Genomic DNA, 21,801 nt, shown 5'->3' on the forward strand with positions numbered 1-21,801 from the left:
CGTGCCGGATGCGGCGCAATAGCGTCTTATCCGGCCTACAAAACTACGCAGCCCGTTCGTCCCGCTGTGCTAAAACCTGCGGCAAATTCAGTTCTATCCAGTCCGCCAGCGCGGCGACTTTATCGCTCACCTGCTCACCCAACGGCGTCAGGCTATACTCCACGTGCGGCGGCACCACCGGATACGACACCCGATTGATAAACCCGTCATGCTCTAACGCTTGCAGGGATTGCGCCAGCATCTTTTCACTGACCCCGCCCATCTTACGGCGCAAATCGCTGAAACGGTGCGTACCGTCGCGCAGCGCCACCAGAATCAACACGCCCCAGCGGCTGGTGACGTGTTTTAACACCTCACGGGAGGGACACTGTTCGGCAAACAAGTTGCCATCGCGTAACTGCTGGGAGAGTGTCGATGCTGTCATTTTCATACTAACCTTTTTGTGCGTACTTACTAAAAGTAAGTTTAGGTGTTAGCGTGATTAAACACAAGACCAATACCAAGGAGTCACCCCATGATCGCAATTACCGGCGCCACCGGCCAACTGGGCCAATACGTTATTGAATCTCTGCTGAAAACCGTTCCTGCCAGCCAGATTGCGGCAATTGTGCGTAATCCCGCTAAAGCGACGGCGCTTAGCCAGCAGGGCATTACCGTTCGTCAGGCGGATTACAGCGATGAAGCCGCCTTGACGGCTGCCTTACAGGGTATCGACAAGCTACTGCTGATCTCCTCCAGCGAAGTGGGACAACGTGCCCCGCAGCATCGTAACGTGATTAACGCAGCGAAAGCCGCGCACGTGAAATTCATCGCCTACACCAGCCTGCTGCACGCCGACACCTCCCCGCTGGGGCTGGCTGATGAGCATGTGGCAACCGAGAAGATGCTGGCTGAATCCGGTATCGCCTACGCGCTGCTGCGTAACGGCTGGTACACCGAAAACTATCTCGCCAGCGCACCGGCTGCACTGGAACATGGCGTGTTTATCGGGGCTGCAGGTGAAGGCAAAATTGCCTCAGCGACCCGCGCCGACTATGCCGCTGCCGCCGCACGCGTCATCAGTGAAGACGGTCATTCCGGTAAAACCTATGAGCTGGCGGGCGACGCAGGCTGGACCCTGAGCCAGTTGGCTGCCGAGCTGGCAAAACAGAGTGGTAAAAAAGTGGTGTATCAGAACCTGAGCGAAGCTGATTTTGCCGCCGCGCTAAAAGGTGTAGGCCTGCCTGCCGGGCTGGCGGACATGCTGGCTGACTCAGACACTGGCGCCTCCAAAGGTGGTCTGTTCGACGACAGCCATACGCTGAGCAAACTGATTGGTCGCCCGACCACCTCGTTGTCTGACAGCGTCAAAGGCATCGTGTAAGTGTTAAAAATTAGTTAATTGTGGTGGCATCCCCGCGCATCCTCTCTGATAATGACAGGATGATGCGTGGGGAGAGAAAACGTGCAAGGTGTACCTGAGCAGTTTATTGATGAGAAAGACAGCGCCCGCTTTCACCATCTGGCGCAGGTGCCGGGCGTTGAGCTGTATCATGCACACATCTCGCGTTACGCTTTCGAGCCGCACACCCATGAAGCGTTTGGCATTGGCGCGATAGAAGCCGGAGCCGAACGTTTTCGTTATCGCGGCACGCAGTATGTTGCCCCCGCCCATTCCGTCGTCACCATGAATCCCGATGAGCTGCATACCGGCGAAGCCGAAACCGCCGACGGCTGGCGCTATCGGATGATTTATCTTGAACCCGACCTTCTGGAAGAGGTCACCGGGATCCGCCACTGGTGGTTTCATGACGTAACGCGTCACGATCCGCTGCGCTCGCGCCAGATCTGCTCGCTGATCCATGGCCTGTGGAACACTGAAGATCCGCTGGCGCAAAAAGGCCTTCTACTCGATCTGATCGACACGTTCCAGCCGCTGGCCCGCCATGCGCCAGTATTAACGGAGGGGGCGCATCGCTTTGAACGGGTACGTGAGTATCTGCACGATAATTATATGCATCCGGTCACGCTCGACGAGCTGGCGCGGGTTGCATCGCTGAGTCCCTGGCATTTTCAGCGCCAGTTTAAGTCTCATTTCCACGTCACGCCGCACCAGATGCTGATGGCGATCCGGTTGTGGCGAGCCAAAGGTTTTCTCACTTACGGTATGCCCGCCGCAGAGGTCGCCGCCGCAACCGGCCTCACCGACCAGTCGCATCTCACCCGCGCGTTTACCCATCGCTACGGCATTACGCCGGTGCGTTATCAGAAACAAGTCGTCCGGCGTTGATCAGCAATCTCATACAATACGGCAGCATTTTTCCTGCCTACACTCGACGTATTGTTAAACGATGTGGATGTCCAAAATGATTAGCGGTGTGTTGTATGCCCTGTTGGCCGGGCTGATGTGGGGATTAATTTTTGTTGGACCGCTGATCGTACCGGAATACCCGGCGGTATTGCAGTCGATGGGGCGTTATCTGGCGCTGGGGCTGATCGCATTGCCGATTGCCTGGCTGGGACGTGCGCGCCTGCGTCAACTCGTGCGGAAAGACTGGGTAACTGCGCTGACGCTAACAATGATGGGGAATCTGATTTATTACGTTTGCCTGGCAAGCGCCATCCAGCGCACCGGCGCACCGGTCTCCACGATGATTATTGGTACATTACCGGTGGTGATCCCAGTCTTCGCTAACCTACTCTACAGCCAGCGTGACGGCAAATTATCATGGTGGCGTCTGTCGCCTGCGCTGGTATTGATTGGTATAGGACTGCTGTGCGTGAATATCTCGGAGCTGAATCAGGGGTTACCAGACTTTAGTGGCTGGCGTTATGGTTCCGGCATCGCGCTGGCGCTTGTCTCGGTGGTGTGTTGGGCATGGTATGCGCTGCGTAATGCCCGCTGGCTGCGCGAGAATCCGGATAAGCACCCGATGATGTGGGCGACGGCCCAGGCTCTGGTAACGTTGCCCGTTTCTCTGCTCGGTTACATTGCCGCCTGCCTGTGGCTGAACGGGCAAACGCCGGACTTCGCTCTACCCTTCGGTCCGCGTCCGGGCGTGTTTATCGGTCTGATGATAGCCATTGCGGTATTGTGTTCGTGGGTTGGCGCACTGTGCTGGAACGTCGCCAGCCAAAAATTACCGACGGTGATCCTCGGCCCGCTGATTGTCTTCGAAACGCTGGCCGGTTTGTTGTACACCTTTATTCTGCGTCAGGAATTTCCACCTCTGCTGACGGTTAGCGGTATTGCGCTACTGATGGTTGGGGTGGTGATAGCAGTCAGAGCCAAGCCGCAGAAACCGAGCGTCGTGGTGGTTTCACAATCATAATGTGCCGGATGGCACTGCTTATCCGGCCTACAAGGACTGTACGATCTCATGTAGGCCGGATAAGGCGTTTACGCCGCCATCCGGCGCGACACTTTAAACACCGCTACCGTCTGGTTCAACCGCGCGGCCTGCTCTTCAAGCGCAGCAGCGGCGGAAGCGGATTCTTCTACCAGCGAGGCGTTTTGCTGCGTGACGCGATCCATTTCGGCAACCGCCTGGCCTACCTGATCGATACCCCGACTTTGTTCATCAGAAGCTGAGGCAATCTCCCCCATGATGTCGGTCACGCGGGTCACGGCGCTAACTATTTCCGCCATCGTTTCACCCGCTTCATGCACCAGCGCCGTACCGGCATTGACCCGATTCCCCGAGTCATCTATCAGCGCTTTGATCTCCTTCGCCGCCTGAGCGCTACGCTGCGCCAGCGTCCGAACCTCGCCTGCGACCACGGCAAATCCGCGCCCCTGCTCGCCCGCACGCGCCGCTTCAACCGCCGCGTTCAGTGCCAGAATATTGGTCTGGAAGGCAATGCCGTCGATAACATTGGTAATTTGCGCGATTTTGCTGGAACTGGTGGCGATTTCATCCATCGTACGCACCACACCATCAACCACGGTTCCGCCTTTTTGCGCCGTCTGTGAAGCATTTTTTGCCAGGCTGGTCGCCTGACGCGCGTTATCTGCGTTCTGCCTCACGGTTGCGGTAAGTTGTTCCATGCTGGCTGCGGTCTCTTCCAGAGAGGCGGCCTGCTGCTCGGTACGTGAAGAGAGATCGTTACTGCCTGCGGCGATTTCACCCGCACCGGTATAGATGGTATCGGCCCCGTCACGCACCACGCTGACCGTATTCGCCAGCGCCTGCTGCATGTCACGGACGTTACTTGCCAGCAGCGCCATTTCATTACTGCCGTCGGCGCTGATGGGGTGCGTCAAATCGCCTGCGGCAATGTGGCGAATATGTCCCATCACCTCGTGGAGCGGCTTGAGCAGCACTCGCTGCATCGCCAGCCAACTGGCGATAATCACGGTGACGACAATCAGCATCACCGCGGACAGCAGCCAGATTATCTTCTGGTAATCACTCTCATTGTCCTGCACTCCGGCAGTGGCCAGCGCCGTTTGCGCGCTACGCCATTGCCGATAAACTTCCTGCATGGCCGTTTGCTTTTGCTCGGCATTCTGCTTGAACATCTCTTCCAGCTTTCCTTCAGCCAGCAGCGCGTTCATTTTTGCCAGCGTCGCAGAATAGATGCCGTACTGCTCTTCCAGTCGATCGGCCAGATGCTCATCCAGCCCCGGCGTTTCCGGCAGAGCGTAGTATTTATCGTAATGCTCTTTCGATTCGGCCAACAGGCGATTTGCCGTGTTCACCAGCTCCTGCAACTGACCGCCGTTAATATCGCTGGCCATCGTTCCCTGTAAACGCAGCATGCCCCGGTTGAGCGTGACGCGAGCCTGGTTCAGGCTAATCCACGCATCGGTAAACTCGGCCACGTTCTGGCTGGAAAGTTGAGACACGTTAAAGTTCTGCTTATCGTTATTGAGTGCGCCAATAAAGACGCCCGCGGAGATGAGCTGCATTGCGCCCAGCGCGAGTAACACGGTGATAAGTAAGGTTATCACTTTGATTCGTTTGAACATCTGTAGCCTTTTATTATGCAGGTATTGTCTGAGGTCTAACTATCGGCAGCGGCGTGCGCTTATTTAATCCTGTCGTGCGGCTTTTTTCGCCGTACTTCTCCTTTCCAATAAGATTCAGCATCTTAACGAGATAAGAAATTTTCGTGACGCTCATCACAAAACACCCCACCCCGAAAGGGTTATATCCTTCGTCATAAGTTGCATTTAAAATACATCTTATATTATTGAGAATGAGGTAACGGCAATGTCTTATCGCGATCAACCTTTAGGTGAACTGGCGCTCTCTATTCCTCGCGCTTCGGCCCTGTTTCGTAAATACGATATGGATTACTGCTGCGGTGGTAAGCAAACGCTGGCACGCGCTGCCGCGCGTAAAGAGCTGGATTTAGACGTTATTGAGGCGCAGCTCGCGCAGCTGGCTGAACAGCCGCTGGAGAAAGACTGGCGTACCGTGGCTCTGGCTGAAATCATCGACCATATCATCGTGCGTTATCACGACAGACACCGCGAACAGCTGCCGGAGCTGATCCTGCAGGCCACTAAAGTTGAACGCGTTCACGCAGACAAACCGAACGTACCACGCGGTCTGGCGAAAAACCTGACCATGCTGCATGAAGAGCTGTCCAGCCACATGATGAAAGAAGAACAGATCCTGTTCCCGATGATCAAACAGGGCATGGGTAGCCAGGCGATGGGGCCAATCAGCGTGATGGAAAGCGAGCATGACGATGCGGGTGAACTGGTAGAAGTGATCAAACACATCACCCATAACGTAACGCCGCCACCAGAGGCCTGCACCACCTGGAAAGCCATGTATAACGGCATTAACGAGATGATCGACGACCTGATGGAACACATCAGCCTGGAAAACAATGTGTTGTTCCCGCGTGCCCTCGCAGGTGAATAAAAAAGCCCGGTAGCGCTAGCGCTTACCGGGCCTACAACGACCTCGAACGTAGGCCTGATAAGGCGAAGCCGCATCAGGCAATCCCGCCAGCATAGTGCCGGATGCGGCTTCGCCTTATCCGGCCTACATCTCACGTCTTAGCGATTAACGCACGCCTGCCATACGTTTCTTACCGATAAACAACCAGCCCAGACCCAGCGCGATGAACCACAGCGGCGTGACGATCAGCGCCTGACGGGTATCATCTTCCAGCGTCAGCAGTACCAGTACGAAGACGAAAAACGCCATACATACCCAGCACATCAGCTTGCCTAACGGCATCTTGTAGATTGATTTTTCATGCAGGTGAGGACGCTGCTTGCGGTACACCAGGTACGAGCAAAGAATGATGGTCCAGACGAACATGAACAGAATCGCCGATACAGTGGTGATCATGGTGAAGGCGCCAATCACGCTCGGGTTCACGTACAGCATCACCACGCCGCCCAGCAGACAGATACAGGAGAAGGTTAAACCCTTCGCCGGAACTGCGCGTTTAGACAGCTTGGCAAACGCTTTAGGCGCAACGCCTTCCTGCGCCAGACCGAACAGCATACGGCTGGTAGAGAACACGCCGCTGTTTGCAGAAGAGGCCGCTGAAGTCAGCACCACAAAGTTGATCAGGCTCGCCGCAGCAGGCAGACCAACCAGCACAAACAGTTCAACGAATGGGCTCTTGGTTGGCACTACCGAGCTCCACGGCGTAACGGACATAATCACGATCAGCGCGAACACGTAGAACATGATGATACGGATTGGAATCGAGTTAATGGCGCGCGGCAGAGATTTCTCCGGATCCTTGGTTTCCGCTGCGGTCGTACCCACCAGCTCAATACCCACAAACGCAAACACGGCTATCTGGAAGCCGGCAAAGAAGCCACTCAGACCTTTCGGGAACCAGCCACCGTCATTCCACAAGTGCGTGAACGATGCCTGAACGCCGGTTGGCGACTGGAAGTGCGTCAGCACCATCACCAGACCGACGACAATCAGGCCGATGATGGCAACGATTTTGATCATCGCAAACCAGAACTCCATCTCACCGAACATTTTTACGGTGGCGAGGTTGAGGCTCAGCAGCAGCACAATCACCGCCAGCGAGGCGACCCAGTCTGACAGTTCGGGGAACCAGAATTGCGCATACGCGGTAATCGCGACCACGTCTGCCATCCCGGTAACAACCCAGCAGAACCAGTAGGTCCAGCCGGTAAAATACCCGGCCCATGGCCCGAGCAGGTCAGAGGCAAAATCACTAAACGATTTGTACTCCAGATTCGAGAGCAGCAATTCACCCATTGCGCGCATCACGAAAAACAGCATAAAACCGATGATCATATACACAAAGATGATCGACGGTCCGGCGAGACTGATGGTTTTACCGGAGCCCATAAACAGGCCAGTACCGATAGCGCCACCAATAGCAATAAGTTGAATATGACGGTTTGTGAGATTGCGCCGTAGCGACTGTTCAGACGACGCCTCTTCAGCGGTGTCGACTTTTACCTGATCTACCATGTTTTTTCTTCCTGTACCTGTCTGTGTTGTTCAGGCTCTACGGCCTTTAATGTGTCTATGATACGACGATCCTGTTATCAGGACTCATCGATATTAGGTAAGAATTGGCGGGATGAATACTAAGATTTAGATATAATGTTAATTTAATGTTTAAAGTGAGTGTCATATCACTCTGATAGCGCGAATCAGCTCACAAAAATACACGCTGATGGGGCATTTGCAAGATAAAATATCGACAACGACGTAACTATAGCTTTTCACGCTATTTTTTTGCTCCCCCCGGCCTCGGGGGGAACAGAAGTCACTGCTTACAGGATCTCAAGCAGCTCAACTTCGAACACCAGCGTGCTGAACGGAGGAATGGACGCGCCAGCGCCACGCTCGCCGTAAGCCAGTTCCTGAGGAATAGTCAGTTCCCATTTGGAACCTACCGGCATCAGGGTCAGCGCTTCAATCCAGCCTGGGATTACGCCGTTAACCGGGAATTCAGCCGGTTCGCCACGTGCGACAGAGCTGTCAAACACGGTACCGTCGATCAGCTTACCGGTGTAGTGCACGCGAACGCGGTCAGTACGTGCCGGAATAGCACCTTCACCCTGGGTCAGAACACGGAACTGCAAACCAGATTCAGTGCTGTTCACACCGTCTTTCTCACGGTTTTCTTCCAGATATTTGACGCCATCAGCCGCCATAGCCTGGAAACGCTCGCGACGAACTGCATCAGCACGTTCGTGGATTTCACGCAGTGCGCGATGCACAACATCAACCGGCACTGCCGGGTGCTTACCTTCCAGCGCGTCAGCGATACCCGCTACCAGCGCTTCAGGCAACAGTCCTTCCAGTCCGGATTCGCTCAGCTGTTGTCCTACCTGCAAACCAATGCCGTAGCTTGCTTGCGCTTCGATAGTGTCAAAAGTCGGGTTAGCCATCATATTTCCTTTCATCGGATGTAAAGTAGCGGGCAGCATATCAGCCATGCCGCATCCGGTAAAACTTTGTCTCGGGAACAGATGACAAATCGCGAGGAAACATAAACAATAGGAATATCCCGCGTTGACGTCACGAAAGCGGGTAATATGACGAACATCATAGCGTTAGCCATCTATACTCTATGATCGAGGAACGAGACGCGGAGCAGGAGGAAAGCCATGCCCGGGCGCTTTGAATTAAAACCAACCCTGGCGAAAATCTGGCATGCACCGGACAATTTTCGCATTATGGACCCGCTACCGCCTATGCACCGCCGCGGCATTATTATTGCTGCTATTGTGTTGGTGATAGGTTTCCTGCTCCCTTCCAGTGACACCAGCGATACCCCTGTGGTGACGCGTACTGCCCAGTTGGATTTACAGTCACAATCGCAGCCACCGACCGAGACTCAGTTGCAGGCACAGCTTGTCCCGCCGCAAAATGATCCCGGCCAGGTCGCTCCGGTTGCGCCAGAGCCAATCCAGGAAGGAGAACCTGATGCACAACCTCAGGTCCAGCAATCTCAGCCGCAGACACAACCTTTCCAACAGGATAGCGGAATTGACCAGCAGTGGCGCTCCTACCGCGTAGACTCAGGTAAAACGCTGGCGCAGGTATTCCGTGACCATAACCTCCCGCCAACCGATGTGTATGCGATGGCACAGGTTGAAGGCGCCGGAAAACCACTGAGCAATCTGAAAGACGGTCAGATGATACAGATCAGGCAGAATGCCAATGGCGTGGTGACGGGATTAACCATTGATACCGGGAATGGTCAGCAGGTACTGTTTACCCGCCAGCCTAACGGCAGTTTTATCCGCGCCCGTTAAGCACTGTGACCCCGCGATTCCAGGCCTGATAAGAGATAGCGCCATCAGGCATCAAGGTGAAACGTCAGCGTTTCACCTTGTTCACCCACCAGATCCCCGAACACACCAGCACCAGCGCTACCGCATATTTCCATTCGAGAATGTTTTCACCGAGGAATATTGCCGACAGCACTGCACCCGAAACCGGGATCAGGAAGTTAAACGGCGCAATCATCCCCACGCGATTATGCTTGAGCAGAATACTCCACAAGGCGAAAGCGACCGAAGAGAGTAACGTCAGGTAGCCGAGAATCGCCACCGAAGACGCACCGTGTACGGTTAGCGTGCCGCCAAAAGCGTAGCCGCCGATAACCAACGCCAGGCCGCCACCGCCCAACTGGTACCCTGTCATTACCGTCGGGTCCACCGTCTGAGAAATACGTTTTCCATATAGCGTGGCAGCAGAGAGAATAAAGGCTGCCATCACTACTGAGCCGTCGCCTAACAGGCTGAAGCTAAAATCCATTCCACTGCTAAAGTTCACCACCATTACGCCGGTAAAGCCCAGAATACAGCCCAGCGCTTTGTTGTAGCTCAGTTTGTCGTTATGGTAGATAAAATGGGCCAGCAGCACGCTGAAGAAGGTCCCGGTCGCATTCATGATGGACCCTTTCACTCCCGTCGTGAACGCCAGGCCAATGTAGAAGAAGATGTATTGCAGCGAGGTTTGCGTTAGCCCCAACAGCGTGAGTTGGCCGTACTGACGCGGGCTTAACCGGCCAATCGGTTTACGCTGCGCTACCGCCAGCAGTAGCAGCAATAATCCCGCAAACAGAAAGCGATATCCGGCGAAGACAATCTTTGAGGGAATGTCATCCGTGGCAATCTGGAAGATCTCATATCCGCTTTTGATCGCCGGATAGGCGCTCCCCCACAGCAGGCAGCAGAACGCCGCGCTCAGGTAGACAATATTTTTACGCGCAAACAGAGGTTGGTGCGTTGGTTCCATTCCATCACCACTTTGAAATAATGTTTTATTTTTGTGATTATCCCGAAAAGGATAAAGAATAGCCAGAGAGAAAAGCGGGGGGAACAGAAAAGCAAAACGCCGGCACAGGGCCGGCGCTTTTACGCGGTCATCAGAATAAAAACTTATTCTGCAACTACGTTTACAGTCAGCTTAGCAAACACTTCGCTGTGAACCTGGAAGCTCACTTCGTGCTCGCCAGTGGTACGCAGAACACCGTTCGGCAGACGAACTTCGCTCTTAGCTACTTCAACGCCAGCTGCAGTTACAGCGTCAGCGATGTCGCGAGTACCGATGGAACCGAACAGTTTACCTTCGTCGCCAGCTTTAGACGCGATGGTTACGGTTTCCAGTGCGTTGATTTTCTCAGCACGAGCTTCAGCAGCGGACAGAACGTCAGCCAGTTTAGCTTCCAGCTCAGCGCGACGCGCTTCGAAAAATTCAACGTTTTTCTTGGTAGCAGGAACAGCTTTACCCTGTGGTACCAGGAAGTTACGAGCATAGCCCGCTTTAACGTTAACCTGATCACCCAGGCTACCCAGGTTTGCTACTTTATCAAGCAGAATAACTTGCATTACCTTATCCTCTCAAAGTCGTATTAATGGACCGTGACCGATTACTGATGACGATCAGTGTACGGCAGCAGGGACAGGTAGCGAGCGCGTTTGATAGCGCGAGCCAGCTGACGCTGGTATTTTGCACGGGTACCGGTGATACGGCTTGGGACAATCTTACCGCTTTCGGTGATGTAGTTTTTCAGCGTAGCGATATCTTTATAGTCGATCTCTTGAACGCCTTCCGCGGTGAAACGGCAGAACTTGCGACGACGGAAATAACGTGCCATATGGCTAGTCTCCAGAATCTATCAATTCAATCTGCTCGGCATGCAGAACCATTTTGCTCAGGCCGTTCTTTGCCTTGTGGCAAGAGATGAACCCCTGAACGGTCACTGCGCTACCGACCGTTATACTGTGAGTAATGGCTTGGTTTTCGTGTCCGCTAATAATAACGGGCATTTGGCACCACGCCTGCCGGTGAAACCCGGCTTCCTCCTGCACAGAACGATGCTCAAGCACGAACTGGCAATGAGGAATTCCTGATGGACTGACCTTTCGAAGGGGAGCCCTGCACACGGTGCCGGACAACGCCAGACGGTTGGTCATCAGAAATTACTCTTCAGAATCCCCAGCTTCAGCATCATCTGCGGTTTCGTTAGCGAAATCATCGCGACGTTCACGACGCTCGTCTTTCGCTTTAACCATCGGAGATGCTTCGGTAACAGCGTGTTTAGTACGCATAACCATGCTGCGGATAACGGCATCGTTGAAGCGGAAGGTAGTTTCCAGCTCATCGATCACTTCCTGCGGCGCTTCAACGTTCATCAGAACGTAGTGAGCTTTGTGCAGTTTGTTGATCGGGTAAGCCAGCTGACGGCGGCCCCAGTCTTCCAGACGGTGGATCGTGCCTTCTGCACCAGTGATGGCAGCAGTGTAGCGTTCGATCATACCCGGAACCTGTTCGCTCTGGTCAGGATGGACCATAAAAACGATTTCGTAATGACGCATCGAATTGCTCCTTACGGATTATTCAGCCTCCTGTCTGGGTCAGCCGAGGCCCATGGAGGCAAGGAACGTGTTAAAGGTCGGCTGAAAAATGACGCGTCATAATACTGGGGTCAGCAGGTAAACTCAAGGTGCTTGTACGATTATTTATCATGTCGCCATTAATACATATCCAGCAGCATTTTGATGCTGATACAAATGGAGACAATGACAATCATGGGTCGGATGACTTTCTTACCGCGCGTCAGTACGACTGTCGCACCAAGACGTGCGCCAAGGGATTGCCCTGCAAACATCACCAAACCCAGCGACCAGATCATTTTACCGCCGAAAATGAAGAACAAAATCGAGGCGATGTTCGACGCCAGGTTAATAAAATTCGAGTGGATTTGCGCTTTATCAATACTGTATCCCCACAGCAGAATATAGCTGAGGGTATAAAAGGAACCTGCCCCTGCACCGAGAAAGCCATCATAAAAACCAATACATCCCCCACCGATCAACGAGAAGAGAAACAGGGGTACCTGCTGCTTTCTTTTCGGTTCGCTAAGGTTTGGCGCAAAAATAAAGTAAATGGCGACTGCGATAATCAGGATTGGGAGCAGTTTCTTCAGCAGTTCCGGTTCAATGAACTGGATAAGCGTCGTTCCCAGCGCAGAACCGATAAAGGCAGATAAAAACACATACTTGTGCTCCTGCACGTTGATATGTCCTCGGCGTAAAAAGTAAATTCCGGAGGTCAGCGAGCTACCCAGAGCCTGAATTTTATTGGTTGCCAGCGCATTAGCCGGGGGTAAACCAGAAATTAAGAGTGCGCCAATAGAGAGAAATCCACCACCACCCGACACCACGTTAATAAAGCCAGCCACCAGCGCGACCATAAACATAACCACGAAATAGCTGAAATCCATGAATGAAGTATCCATAAGTTTTTGCCTTATTATCATAAAGTTATATTAATTATCCGGCTCACTATAAACGGCGTACTCACCCGATTAAATTGACTATTTGGTAAGAGCTTATGCGCGAAAGGCAGGTATTTTTTCACCGCAGCGGTATACACCAGCAGACTGTTAATTAAAGAAAAGATGGTTATGCGGTAATTTTTTGAACAACTGCATCAGAAATGGTCGCTATCGACTGCGCTGGTAGCGGTTAAAATTACATCAGAAGTTAATCACTCACAGGAGAGAGGCAACCAGAGACCGCAGTCGAGGAGGTACATATGCGAGCCCGTGTTTTGACCCTTCTGGCTGTGCTTTTGCTCAGTGCAAATGCAACGGCAGCCATCAAAATTGATAACCATCAGGCCAGGAACATGGATGATGTGCAGAGCTTAGGCGTCATTTACATAAATCATAACTTCGCCACTGAAAGTGAAGCCACTCAGGCCCTGAATGAAGAGACCGATGCGCAAGGCGCAACCTACTACCACGTGATCCTCACCAGGGAACCCGGTAGTAACGGAAATATGCACGCCAGTGCAGATATTTATCGTTAACACCAGAAATAACCAACGAGAACATTGCCACAGTTTGACTTGCCCCCTTCACTGGGGGCTTTTTTTGCAAAACAATCCCGAAGCCAGACCGATCTCATCCCCATGAAGAGTTGGCTCCGGAACGTTTTTTCCTACTTCTGCCCGTAATAGGCATTTGGGCCGTGCTTACGCATGAAGTGCTTATTCATCAGATAACTGTCGATAGCGCTGAGTGCCGGATTAATGCCACGCGCAATCCATGCCATTTTTGCCACCTCTTCCATCACCACCGCGTTATGTACCGCGTCATGAGCGTCTTTGCCCCAGGCAAACGGGCCATGTTGGTACACCACTACGCCTGGCGTATGCAAAGGTTCCACCTCCCCCAGCGTTTCAACAATCACCCTGCCGGTATTCAGCTCATACTCATCCTGAACTTCCGCTTCAGTTAACGCCCGGGTGCAGGGGATATCGCCAAAGAAGTAGTCCGCATGCGTCGTGCCTAGCGCAGGAATTGCCAGACCTGCCTGCGCCCATGCCGTCGCGTGGGTTGAGTGGGTATGCACCACGCCGCCAAGAGAGGAATAGCGACGATACAGCGCCAGATGGGTGGCGGTATCGGAAGAAGGACGATAGCGTCCTTCCACCACGTTGCCGTGCAGATCCACAACTACCATGTCGTCCACTGTCATTGTCTGGTAGTCGACGCCGCTGGGCTTAATCACCACCATCCCGCGTTCGCGGTCGATGGCGCTGACATTACCCCAGGTAAACGTCACCAGCCCGTAGCGCGGCAGATCCATATTAGCCTCAAAAACCTGCTGTTTGAGTTTTTGCATTACACCGCCTCCACCAGACCGGCGCTGGCCATACGCGCTTTCACCCAGTCGCGCGCCTTCGCCACTTCACGAGCCGGATCGTCCGACGTTTCACTCCACATCTCAATCAAGTATGGCCCGCAATACCCACTCTGTTTGAGCGTCGCAAAACAACGTTCGAAATCGACAACCCCTTCACCAAACGGCACATTTTTGAATACGCCGGGTTTGGTATCCTTCACGTGTACGGCAACGATATGGCCCATTCCCGCCTGCAGCTCCATCTGCACATCGTTGTCCCACGCCGACAAATTGCCGATATCGGGATAAAGCTGGAACCACGGATTGTTGAGATAGTGAGCGTATCCCAGCGCCTTACTGATCGAATTCATCAGTGGATAATCCATGATTTCCATCGCCAGCGTCACCTGTGCACGGCTCGCCATCTCTACGCTTTCTTTCAGCCCATCGCGAAACCGACGACGCGTTTCGTTATTTGCCTGCTGGTAATAAACGTCGTAACCCGCCAGTTGAATAACGCGAATACCGATATCCTGCGCAAACTGAATGGCTTTACGCATGATCTCCAGCCCCTGTTCGCGCACCGCATCATCTTCACTGCCAAGCGGGAAACGACGATGAGCGCTCAGGCACATGGACGGTACCCGTATCCCTGTCTCGGCGATAGCGGCCACCAGCGCCAGTCGCTGCTCGCGGTTCCAGTCAAGACGCGCCAGGCGAGCGTCGGTTTCATCAACCGACATTTCGACAAAGTCAAAGCCCAGTTCCTTCGCCAACTGCAAGCGCTCCAGCCAGCACTCCCCGCCGGGGAGTGCCTTTTCATAAATACCGAGCGGGACCTGTTTCGACAACATAGTCGCTCCTTATCCCCACAGCTGGGCGATAGAACGTTTGAACTGACGGGCCGCTTCCACCGGAGAGGCGGCATCGCGAATGCTGCGACCGGCAATAAATACGTGAATCGGAATTCCCTGGAACAGCGGCAGATCTTCCAACGCCAGACCGCCGGTGACGGTGACTTTAAAGCCCATCTCGGACAGGCGTTTGATCGCGCTGATATCCGCCTCTCCCCACGCCACACCTGCAGCCTGCGCATCACGGCTGCGGTGATACACAACTTGCCCAATGCCCGCGTCACGCCACTCTTGCGCCTGCTCCCAGGTCCAGTAACCCGTCAGTTCAATCTGTACATCACCGTTAAATTCTTTCGCCACCTCCAGTGCCCCCTTGGTGGTGTTGATATCCGCACAGCAGATGACGGTGACCCAGTCAGCGTTGGCTTCGAAACACATGCGGGAGAGGATTTTTCCCGCATCGGCAATTTTGGCGTCCGCCAGCACAATTTTATGCGGGTAAAGCGCCTTTAGATCGCGAACGGCGCGCACGCCCTCTGCCACGCAAAGAATAGTGCCCACCTCAATGATATCGACCTCTTCGGCAATCAGACGCGTCGTTTCATACGCGGAAGACATTGATTGGTTATCCAGCGCAACCTGCAACATAGGTAATGACATTTTTTGTATCCTTTTAAACAGCCGCCGCAGTGGCGTTATCAATTAAATCCAACACTTCCTGCGCGGTGCGACAGGCGCGTAAACGGTCGAAATTGGCTTCGTCATCAAAGAGATTCACGATCTGCATGATGCCCACTTCCTGATGCGTGTTGGCATCAACTGCCGCCATCGTTATCAGAATATCGACCGGGTCGTTATCTTCGTGGTTAAACACCAGCGGCGTTTTCAGCGTCACCAGCGCAAAACCGGTTTTCTTAACTCCTTCCTCCGGACGGCCGTGCGGCATTGCCAGGCCAGGCGCAATCACAAAGTACGGGCCAAACTGCTCAACGCCATCAAGGATGGCCTGGTAGTAGCGTGGTTCAACCACATCGGCCTTAACCAACAGATCCACACCAAGCTTTACCGCTTCCTGCCAGGTACTGGCCTCGGCTTGCAAAAGGATGGAATTATTGTCTGCCAGCGAGTCACGTAATTTCATATGCCGCCCCTTACTTCACGTCCTGCGGGAAATGCGCTTTGATCACTTCCAGCAGTTTTGGCCCAAAATCGGCAGGAGACAGCATGTTGCGTACGCCGACGACATATTTATTGCCAGAAACGGTAATCTCACCGGCGATATGCGTAGAAGCGATGATGATATCCGCGCCGCTCAGTTCACTTTTGTATTCACCCACGGCGCAGCTGTTTACCGTATGGTCAATATTTGACTGGGTTAAAAACTGGTCCACCTTCATTTTCATGATCATGGAGCTGCCCTGCCCATTGCCACACACAGCCAGAATACGTACGGTCATAATCGGAACTCCTTATTAAGCAGAGTGTTCTGCCAGTTGTTTTTCTGCGTCTTCCTCAGCGCGCAACGTGCGTCCTGCGAAAAACATATAAGCCAGTGCAATCAAAATAATGACGGCCATAAACACGATGCCGATGGAGGCAAAGCCTTGCATCATCGGCGGTGCCAGAATTGACCAGTCCGCCATGCCCATCCAGGCGCTCATACCGGTGAGCTTAACCGCCCAGACGCAGCCGAAGATTTCGATCATCCCCATCACCAGGCAAATCTTGAGCGCCGCGCGCCAGCCGCCAAAGTGGTTAGCAAATACGCCGATAGTGGCGTTCGAGAAGAACATCGGGATAAAGCCTGGGATAATCAGGATGGAAGAGCCGCAGGCAACCAGAATACCTACCGCGATCAGTTGGCCGATGGTGCCCCACATAAAGCCCCAAACCACCGCGTTGGGGGCAAAGCTGTAAATCGCTGCGCAATCGATAGCCAACACCGCGCCGGGGATCAGACGTTGAGAGATACCGTTGAACGCTTCTGAAAGTTCAGCAACGAACATACGTACGCCCTGGGTGATGATGAAGATAGCGACAGCAAACGAAAAACCGGTTTGCAGGATATAGACCGTCCAGTGGGTTTTACCCGCCATCGCCTGAACCACATCTATGCCGAAAGAGAGCAGGATCGCCCCGAAAAAGATGGTCATCACAATCGCGGTGGAAACGATGTTGTCATGGAAGATATTCAGCCAGCCTGGCAGCTTGAGATCTTCTACGCTCTCCTCTTTCTTACCCAGATACGGCGCGACTTTGTAAGCAATCCAGGAGGCGAACTGCTGCTGGTGACCGATGGAAAAACCACAGCCGTCAGTTACTTCCTGCGTCGGTTTGTACATCATATTGGAGGTAATGCCCCAGTAGAGCGACACCAGCACCGCGGTACAGATGATGGTGGTCCACATCGGGTAACCAAAGATGTAGAAAGAGACAGCAATCAGCCCCGCCTGCTGGAACATGATGTGCCCAGTCAGCATGATGGTTCGAATGCCGGTAATACGCCGTAGCAGTACGTAACAAATGTTCAGCGCCAGCGCTAACAGTACGGCGTACCCTACCCAACTGTAGGCATCACCCATTCGTTCGATGGTTGCCATCATGGAGGCATAGGTATCGGAGATCGCGCCATTGATACCGTAAACCTCAGACATCTTCGCCACCACCGGTTTAAACGTGCTGGTCAGAATGCCCGACCCTGCCTGCAATAACATAAAACCGATAATCGTTTTGATCGTGCCTTTGATAATGACGCTGACACTTTTACGCAACAGGATATAGCCGAGGCAGGTCACAATACCCAACAGCAACGGTGCATTGGTCATGACCTGATTAAAAAAGACGGTAAAGATGTTGTAGAGGATCTCCATAACGATCTCCAGTAGACGAAGTTGCTGAACATTCATTACAGATGCCCAGGATGTTGTGCCCTCACTCTAATTTTCAAAAGTAATCACAACAAGATTGAATTTGATTAAATGTGATGAAGTACGCAAATAATTCTCTTACTTGCAGAGTGGATTTACTTCAAATTCATACACGCCAAAATAAATTCATTTAAAACAATAAAATACAAAAATACATTTCATATAAACCATCTTGTCACGTTGTAATTTGTTCACATTTTCCCATTCAACACCAAAAATCAGCGCATTGCCTTCTTGAGAAAATGATGTCAGTATCAATCAAAACAAATCACAATTTGATTCAACTTGAACAAACATGAAGGTAATTGCGATGAGTAAAGTAAAAAGCATCACGCGTGAATCATGGATTCTGAGCACATTCCCGGAGTGGGGAAGCTGGCTCAATGAAGAGATCGAGCAGGAACAGGTCGCACCTGGCACTTTCGCTATGTGGTGGCTTGGCTGTACCGGAATTTGGCTAAAGTCTGAAGGCGGAACTAACGTCTGCGTCGATTTCTGGTGCGGTACGGGTAAACAGAGTCACGGTAACCCGCTGATGAAAACCGGTCACCAGATGCAACGCATGGCGGGCGTGAAGAAACTGCAGCCAAACCTGCGTACCACGCCGTTTGTTCTTGATCCGTTTGCCATTCGTCAGATCGATGCGGTGCTGGCCACGCACGATCATAACGATCACATCGACGTAAATGTTGCGGCAGCCGTCATGCAGAACTGTGCCGACGACGTGCCGTTTATTGGACCGCAGACTTGTGTGGATCTGTGGATCGGTTGGGGTGTACCAAAAGAGCGCTGCATCGTGGTAAAACCTGGCGATGTGGTGAAAGTGAAAGATATTGAAATTCACGCGCTTGATGCGTTTGATCGTACGGCATTGATCACGCTTCCTGCCGATCAAAAAGCGGCAGGCGTGCTGCCGGATGGTATGGATGCCCGCGCCGTAAACTATCTGTTCAAAACGCCGGGCGGTACGCTTTATCACAGCGGTGATTCACACTACTCCAACTACTATGCAAAGCATGGCAATGAGCACCAGATCGACGTCGCGCTCGGATCCTACGGCGAGAACCCACGGGGTATTACGGACAAAATGACCAGTTCCGACATGCTGCGTATGGCGGAGGCCCTGAATACAAAAGTGGTGATCCCTTTCCATCACGATATCTGGTCAAACTTCCAGGCCGATCCTCAGGAGATCCGCGTACTGTGGGAGATGAAAAAGGATCGGCTGAAGTATGGCTTTAAGCCTTTTATCTGGCAGGTGGGTGGCAAGTTCACCTGGCCGCTGGACAAAGATAACTTTGAATATCACTATCCGCGCGGCTTTGACGACTGCTTCACGATTGAACCGGATTTACCGTTTAAATCGTTCTTGTGATCCACACAAAATGCCGGGCCATCCCGGCATTTTTTGCCATTTACTTTAGTATTTCCAGGCTATTTCAAATATCATCTTTTCAAATCAATTTGTATCGGAATAGCTCATGACTGAAGCACAAAGACATCAAATATTGCTGGATATGCTGGCGCAGTTGGGCTTTGTTACCGTTGAGAACGTGATTGAGCGTCTGGGGATTTCACCCGCTACTGCACGCCGGGACATCAACAAACTCGACGAAAGCGGCAAACTCAAGAAAGTCCGCAACGGCGCAGAAGCCATTACCCAGCAGCGACCGCGCTGGACGCCAATGAATCTGCACCAGGCACAGAACCACGATGAAAAAGTTCGTATTGCCAAGGCGGCATCCCAGCTTGTGAATGCGGGTGAAAGCGTGGTGATCAACTGCGGATCGACCGCCTTTCTGCTGGGTCGCGAAATGTGCGGCAAGCCGGTGCAGATCATCACTAATTATCTGCCGCTGGCAAACTATCTGATCGACCAGGAGCATGACAGCGTGATCATCATGGGAGGGCAATATAACAAAAGCCAATCCATCACGCTTAGCCCGCAAGGCAGTGAAAATAGCCTGTATGCCGGGCACTGGATGTTCACCAGTGGCAAAGGGTTGACCGCGGACGGACTGTATAAAACCGATATGCTGACCGCGATGGCCGAGCAGAAGATGCTTAACGTGGTGGGCAAACTGGTGGTACTGGTCGATAGCAGTAAAGTCGGTGAACGTGCGGGAATGCTGTTCAGTCGCGCCGACCAAATCGACATGCTGATTACTGGCAAAAATGCAAACCCTGAGATTCTGCAACAGCTTGAAGCCCAGGGCGTGAGCATTATGCGCGTTTAAAGGTGCTGGCGGAAAAACGTCACTGTTGCGGCCAACGCTTCTGGCGTGATGCGATGTCGTACGCCCGCTTCCCACAGGCAGGTCAGATTGTTGTCCAAACCTGCCTGAATCAGCGCTTGCTGTAAGCGGAAAGTTTCAACAGCCGGTACAACATCATCATCCTGTCCATGCCACAGCAGCAACGGCCTGTCAGCGAGGCGTGGTAACTGATGCGTAACATCCCATTCGGCAAGCGGGGCGATAACGGCATCAAATTCCGCCTGTTGCTCTGGGGTCTGAACCAGTAAAGGGGGAAACAGCGTCTGCGCAAGCCGGGTAAAATAGCCTGAACCCATCAGGCTGGCTACACATTTAACCTCAGGATGGCGCGCCATTATGCCCAATGCTGTCATTCCCCCCATCGACGCCCCACCGACGGCAAGCCGCTCATCTGAAAGCCAATTTTCCGCCACCAGCGCCGCACGTAACGTCGTAAACTCCTGCATATTTTGCTGCAAAATATGCCAGAAGCGGTGCATTCGCACCTGGGCATCGCTTTTGAAGCGAGCGCCATGGTCGGGCGCATCTGGCATGACGACGCGGAACCCGGCCTGAGCCAGCGCAACGGCAAAATAGCTGTAAACCAGGCTTGAAGAGGTAAACCCGTGATAGAAGATAATACAAGGGAGTGAACATTCGCGTTTGCCAGCCGGAACGGCGTGCAGGACAGGGATACCCGCTAACTGTCGTGTTTCAATTTCGATCATTTGTCGCCTCTTTCTTTCTGGTATGCCATGCAGCAATACTTAACGCAAGCGAATGTGTTCGGCAATGATTCATAATGTTGAGAACTGGGTTACGCTTTCGCAACATTTTCATTCGAAAATCGCGTGAGAGATAACAATTCGGGAACATTCCCCTAAAGGGAAATTAATAAGGCACTACACTATGGCTATCAGGAAACGAGATAGAGTTATGCGTCGGTTTGCCTCTGTGTTGTTGGTTATGTTTTTAAGCGCCTGTAGCGTGCTACAGGGAACGCCGCAACCCGCACCGCCCGTTGCCGACCACCCGCAGGAGATCCGCCGTGACCAGAGTAATGGGTTACAGCGATTAGGGACGGTTAGCGCACTGGTAAGAGGCTCTCCGGATGATGCGCTGGCAGAGATCCGTGCCAAAGCCGCCGCGGCTAAAGCTGATTACTACGTGGTTTTATTAGTGGATGAAACCATCGTGACAGGCCAATGGTATTCACAGGCTATTTTGTATCGTAAATAACATTGGGTTGAAATTTAGTCAGCTTTACATTGCTTTGCGCCCCTATGCGTTTACCTGTGCACAATAAACCAACAGCAGGAAGCTTGAGGTTTATTATCGCGATGGAATGCCCTGCCGTGTGTAGGGGTACGAATAATGGAGCTGACGATGAAACAATCACTTGCCTTATCCTCACTGCTGCTTTCTGCCGGACTGGTAGATACTACGGCGCAGTCTGCCGAGTTCGCCAGTGCTGACTGTGTTACGGGCCTGAATGAAATTGGCCAGATATCTGTCAGTAACATTGCAGGAAATCCGCAGGATGTAGAACGTATAGTCGCGTTAAAAGCGGATGAACAAGGTGCCTCATGGTATCGGATCATTCAAATGTACGAAGATCAGCAGCCCGACAACTGGCGCGTACAGGCCATACTCTATGCTTAACACAT

27 protein-coding genes are annotated in these 21,801 nt (G+C 52.8%); 10 read left to right on the forward strand and 17 right to left on the reverse strand.

What is annotated here, in order from left to right; translation table 11 throughout:
- Window positions 1-43 precede the first annotated feature (43 nt).
- Window positions 44-424 (reverse strand): winged helix-turn-helix transcriptional regulator, encoded by a 381-nt coding sequence (locus SK38_RS15105; RefSeq protein WP_032934267.1) that lies wholly within the window; start codon window positions 422-424, stop codon window positions 44-46.
- A 90-nt stretch (window positions 425-514) separates the two neighbouring features.
- On the opposite strand from SK38_RS15105, the gene SK38_RS15110 reads away from it, so the two are divergent.
- The 3 genes from SK38_RS15110 (at window position 515) to SK38_RS15120 (ending at window position 3,311) form a co-directional block, all read left to right on the forward strand.
- Window positions 515-1,363, forward strand: coding sequence for an SDR family oxidoreductase (locus SK38_RS15110; RefSeq protein WP_048236273.1), 849 nt, complete (start codon window positions 515-517; stop codon window positions 1,361-1,363).
- Between the two features lie 81 nt (window positions 1,364-1,444).
- Window positions 1,445-2,269, forward strand: a complete 825-nt coding sequence (locus tag SK38_RS15115) for an AraC family transcriptional regulator (RefSeq protein ID WP_048236498.1) — start codon at window positions 1,445-1,447, stop codon at window positions 2,267-2,269.
- 76 nt (window positions 2,270-2,345) lie between these two features.
- Window positions 2,346-3,311, forward strand: a complete 966-nt coding sequence (locus tag SK38_RS15120) for a DMT family transporter (RefSeq protein WP_048236274.1) — start codon at window positions 2,346-2,348, stop codon at window positions 3,309-3,311.
- 68 nt (window positions 3,312-3,379) lie between these two features.
- Here the strand turns inward: SK38_RS15120 and SK38_RS15125 are convergent, their stop codons facing one another.
- Window positions 3,380-4,951 (reverse strand): methyl-accepting chemotaxis protein, encoded by a 1,572-nt coding sequence (locus tag SK38_RS15125; protein ID WP_008786021.1) that lies wholly within the window; start codon window positions 4,949-4,951, stop codon window positions 3,380-3,382.
- A gap of 244 nt (window positions 4,952-5,195) precedes the next feature.
- On the opposite strand from SK38_RS15125, the gene ytfE reads away from it, so the two are divergent.
- On the forward strand, window positions 5,196-5,858 hold the full coding sequence (gene ytfE / locus SK38_RS15130; RefSeq protein ID WP_003025690.1) for an iron-sulfur cluster repair protein YtfE: 663 nt from the start codon (window positions 5,196-5,198) through the stop codon (window positions 5,856-5,858).
- A gap of 144 nt (window positions 5,859-6,002) precedes the next feature.
- Here ytfE and cycA read toward each other — a convergent pair whose 3' ends face one another.
- Complete coding sequence (gene cycA, locus SK38_RS15135; RefSeq protein ID WP_008786019.1) at window positions 6,003-7,412, reverse strand: D-serine/D-alanine/glycine transporter; 1,410 nt, start codon at window positions 7,410-7,412, stop codon at window positions 6,003-6,005.
- A 308-nt stretch (window positions 7,413-7,720) separates the two neighbouring features.
- Window positions 7,721-8,341: a BamJ family beta-barrel-assembly machinery protein gene (gene fklB / locus SK38_RS15140; protein ID WP_032934269.1), complete on the reverse strand. Its 621-nt coding sequence runs from the start codon at window positions 8,339-8,341 to the stop codon at window positions 7,721-7,723.
- Between the two features lie 219 nt (window positions 8,342-8,560).
- On the opposite strand from fklB, the gene SK38_RS15145 reads away from it, so the two are divergent.
- The gene (locus SK38_RS15145) at window positions 8,561-9,211 is read left to right on the forward strand and encodes a LysM-like peptidoglycan-binding domain-containing protein (protein WP_048236276.1); all 651 of its coding nucleotides are present in this window, start codon (window positions 8,561-8,563) and stop codon (window positions 9,209-9,211) included.
- 64 nt (window positions 9,212-9,275) lie between these two features.
- Here the strand turns inward: SK38_RS15145 and SK38_RS15150 are convergent, their stop codons facing one another.
- The 6 genes from SK38_RS15150 to SK38_RS15175 form a co-directional block, all read right to left on the reverse strand.
- Entirely contained in the window at window positions 9,276-10,199 is a 924-nt protein-coding gene (locus SK38_RS15150) for a DMT family transporter (protein ID WP_048215078.1), read from the reverse strand.
- 143 nt (window positions 10,200-10,342) lie between these two features.
- Window positions 10,343-10,792 (reverse strand): 50S ribosomal protein L9, encoded by a 450-nt coding sequence (gene rplI, locus SK38_RS15155; RefSeq protein WP_003025676.1) that lies wholly within the window; start codon window positions 10,790-10,792, stop codon window positions 10,343-10,345.
- A gap of 41 nt (window positions 10,793-10,833) precedes the next feature.
- Complete coding sequence (gene rpsR, locus SK38_RS15160; RefSeq protein ID WP_000135199.1) at window positions 10,834-11,061, reverse strand: 30S ribosomal protein S18; 228 nt, start codon at window positions 11,059-11,061, stop codon at window positions 10,834-10,836.
- Window positions 11,062-11,065: 4 nt separating this feature from the next.
- A complete protein-coding gene (gene priB, locus SK38_RS15165; protein ID WP_003025674.1) occupies window positions 11,066-11,380 on the reverse strand; it encodes a primosomal replication protein N in 315 nt (104 codons plus the stop codon).
- Between the two features lie 6 nt (window positions 11,381-11,386).
- Window positions 11,387-11,782 carry a 30S ribosomal protein S6 gene (rpsF, locus tag SK38_RS15170; RefSeq protein ID WP_003025672.1) on the reverse strand — a complete coding sequence of 132 codons (396 nt, stop codon included), beginning with the start codon at window positions 11,780-11,782 and terminating at the stop codon, window positions 11,387-11,389.
- Window positions 11,783-11,940: 158 nt separating this feature from the next.
- On the reverse strand, window positions 11,941-12,705 hold the full coding sequence (locus SK38_RS15175) for a TSUP family transporter (RefSeq protein ID WP_048236278.1): 765 nt from the start codon (window positions 12,703-12,705) through the stop codon (window positions 11,941-11,943).
- Between the two features lie 299 nt (window positions 12,706-13,004).
- On the opposite strand from SK38_RS15175, the gene yjfY reads away from it, so the two are divergent.
- On the forward strand, window positions 13,005-13,280 hold the full coding sequence (gene yjfY / locus SK38_RS15180) for a DUF1471 family protein YjfY (protein ID WP_003025668.1): 276 nt from the start codon (window positions 13,005-13,007) through the stop codon (window positions 13,278-13,280).
- 131 nt (window positions 13,281-13,411) lie between these two features.
- Here the strand turns inward: yjfY and SK38_RS15185 are convergent, their stop codons facing one another.
- The 6 genes from SK38_RS15185 to ulaA are packed head-to-tail and all read right to left on the reverse strand — an operon-like array spanning window position 13,412 to window position 17,822.
- Window positions 13,412-14,098, reverse strand: coding sequence for an L-ribulose-5-phosphate 4-epimerase (locus SK38_RS15185; RefSeq protein WP_020996261.1), 687 nt, complete (start codon window positions 14,096-14,098; stop codon window positions 13,412-13,414).
- On the reverse strand, window positions 14,098-14,952 hold the full coding sequence (locus SK38_RS15190) for an L-ribulose-5-phosphate 3-epimerase (protein ID WP_008786014.1): 855 nt from the start codon (window positions 14,950-14,952) through the stop codon (window positions 14,098-14,100). Before SK38_RS15190 ends, SK38_RS15185 begins: the two co-directional genes overlap by 1 nt.
- A 9-nt stretch (window positions 14,953-14,961) precedes the next feature.
- Window positions 14,962-15,612, reverse strand: a complete 651-nt coding sequence (gene ulaD, locus SK38_RS15195; protein WP_003025660.1) for a 3-keto-L-gulonate-6-phosphate decarboxylase UlaD — start codon at window positions 15,610-15,612, stop codon at window positions 14,962-14,964.
- A 13-nt stretch (window positions 15,613-15,625) separates the two neighbouring features.
- On the reverse strand, window positions 15,626-16,093 hold the full coding sequence (gene ulaC, locus SK38_RS15200; protein WP_006686330.1) for a PTS ascorbate transporter subunit IIA: 468 nt from the start codon (window positions 16,091-16,093) through the stop codon (window positions 15,626-15,628).
- Window positions 16,094-16,103: 10 nt separating this feature from the next.
- Window positions 16,104-16,409, reverse strand: coding sequence for a PTS ascorbate transporter subunit IIB (gene ulaB / locus SK38_RS15205; RefSeq protein ID WP_003025655.1), 306 nt, complete (start codon window positions 16,407-16,409; stop codon window positions 16,104-16,106).
- A 15-nt stretch (window positions 16,410-16,424) separates the two neighbouring features.
- Window positions 16,425-17,822 (reverse strand): PTS ascorbate transporter subunit IIC, encoded by a 1,398-nt coding sequence (gene ulaA, locus SK38_RS15210; protein WP_003830456.1) that lies wholly within the window; start codon window positions 17,820-17,822, stop codon window positions 16,425-16,427.
- A gap of 367 nt (window positions 17,823-18,189) precedes the next feature.
- Between ulaA and ulaG the strand changes: the two genes are divergently transcribed.
- Both ulaG and ulaR read left to right on the forward strand, forming a co-directional pair.
- Complete coding sequence (ulaG, locus tag SK38_RS15215; protein ID WP_003025649.1) at window positions 18,190-19,254, forward strand: L-ascorbate 6-phosphate lactonase; 1,065 nt, start codon at window positions 18,190-18,192, stop codon at window positions 19,252-19,254.
- A 106-nt stretch (window positions 19,255-19,360) separates the two neighbouring features.
- On the forward strand, window positions 19,361-20,116 hold the full coding sequence (gene ulaR, locus SK38_RS15220; RefSeq protein WP_003025646.1) for an HTH-type transcriptional regulator UlaR: 756 nt from the start codon (window positions 19,361-19,363) through the stop codon (window positions 20,114-20,116).
- On the opposite strand, the gene yjfP is transcribed toward ulaR, so the two are convergent.
- Window positions 20,113-20,862, reverse strand: a complete 750-nt coding sequence (gene yjfP / locus SK38_RS15225) for an esterase (protein ID WP_048227203.1) — start codon at window positions 20,860-20,862, stop codon at window positions 20,113-20,115. The two genes, ulaR and yjfP, sit on opposite strands and share 4 nt — an antisense overlap.
- 181 nt (window positions 20,863-21,043) lie before the next feature.
- Here yjfP and bsmA point away from each other — a divergent pair, with 181 nt between their 5' ends.
- Window positions 21,044-21,373 (forward strand): biofilm peroxide resistance protein BsmA, encoded by a 330-nt coding sequence (bsmA, locus tag SK38_RS15230; protein ID WP_008786010.1) that lies wholly within the window; start codon window positions 21,044-21,046, stop codon window positions 21,371-21,373.
- A gap of 147 nt (window positions 21,374-21,520) precedes the next feature.
- Window positions 21,521-21,796 (forward strand): DUF1471 family protease activator YjfN, encoded by a 276-nt coding sequence (gene yjfN / locus SK38_RS15235; protein ID WP_079939047.1) that lies wholly within the window; start codon window positions 21,521-21,523, stop codon window positions 21,794-21,796.
- Window positions 21,797-21,801 lie beyond the last annotated feature (5 nt).

The organism is Citrobacter sp. MGH110 (genome assembly GCF_001037515.1).
GTDB lineage: Bacteria > Pseudomonadota > Gammaproteobacteria > Enterobacterales > Enterobacteriaceae > Citrobacter > Citrobacter portucalensis.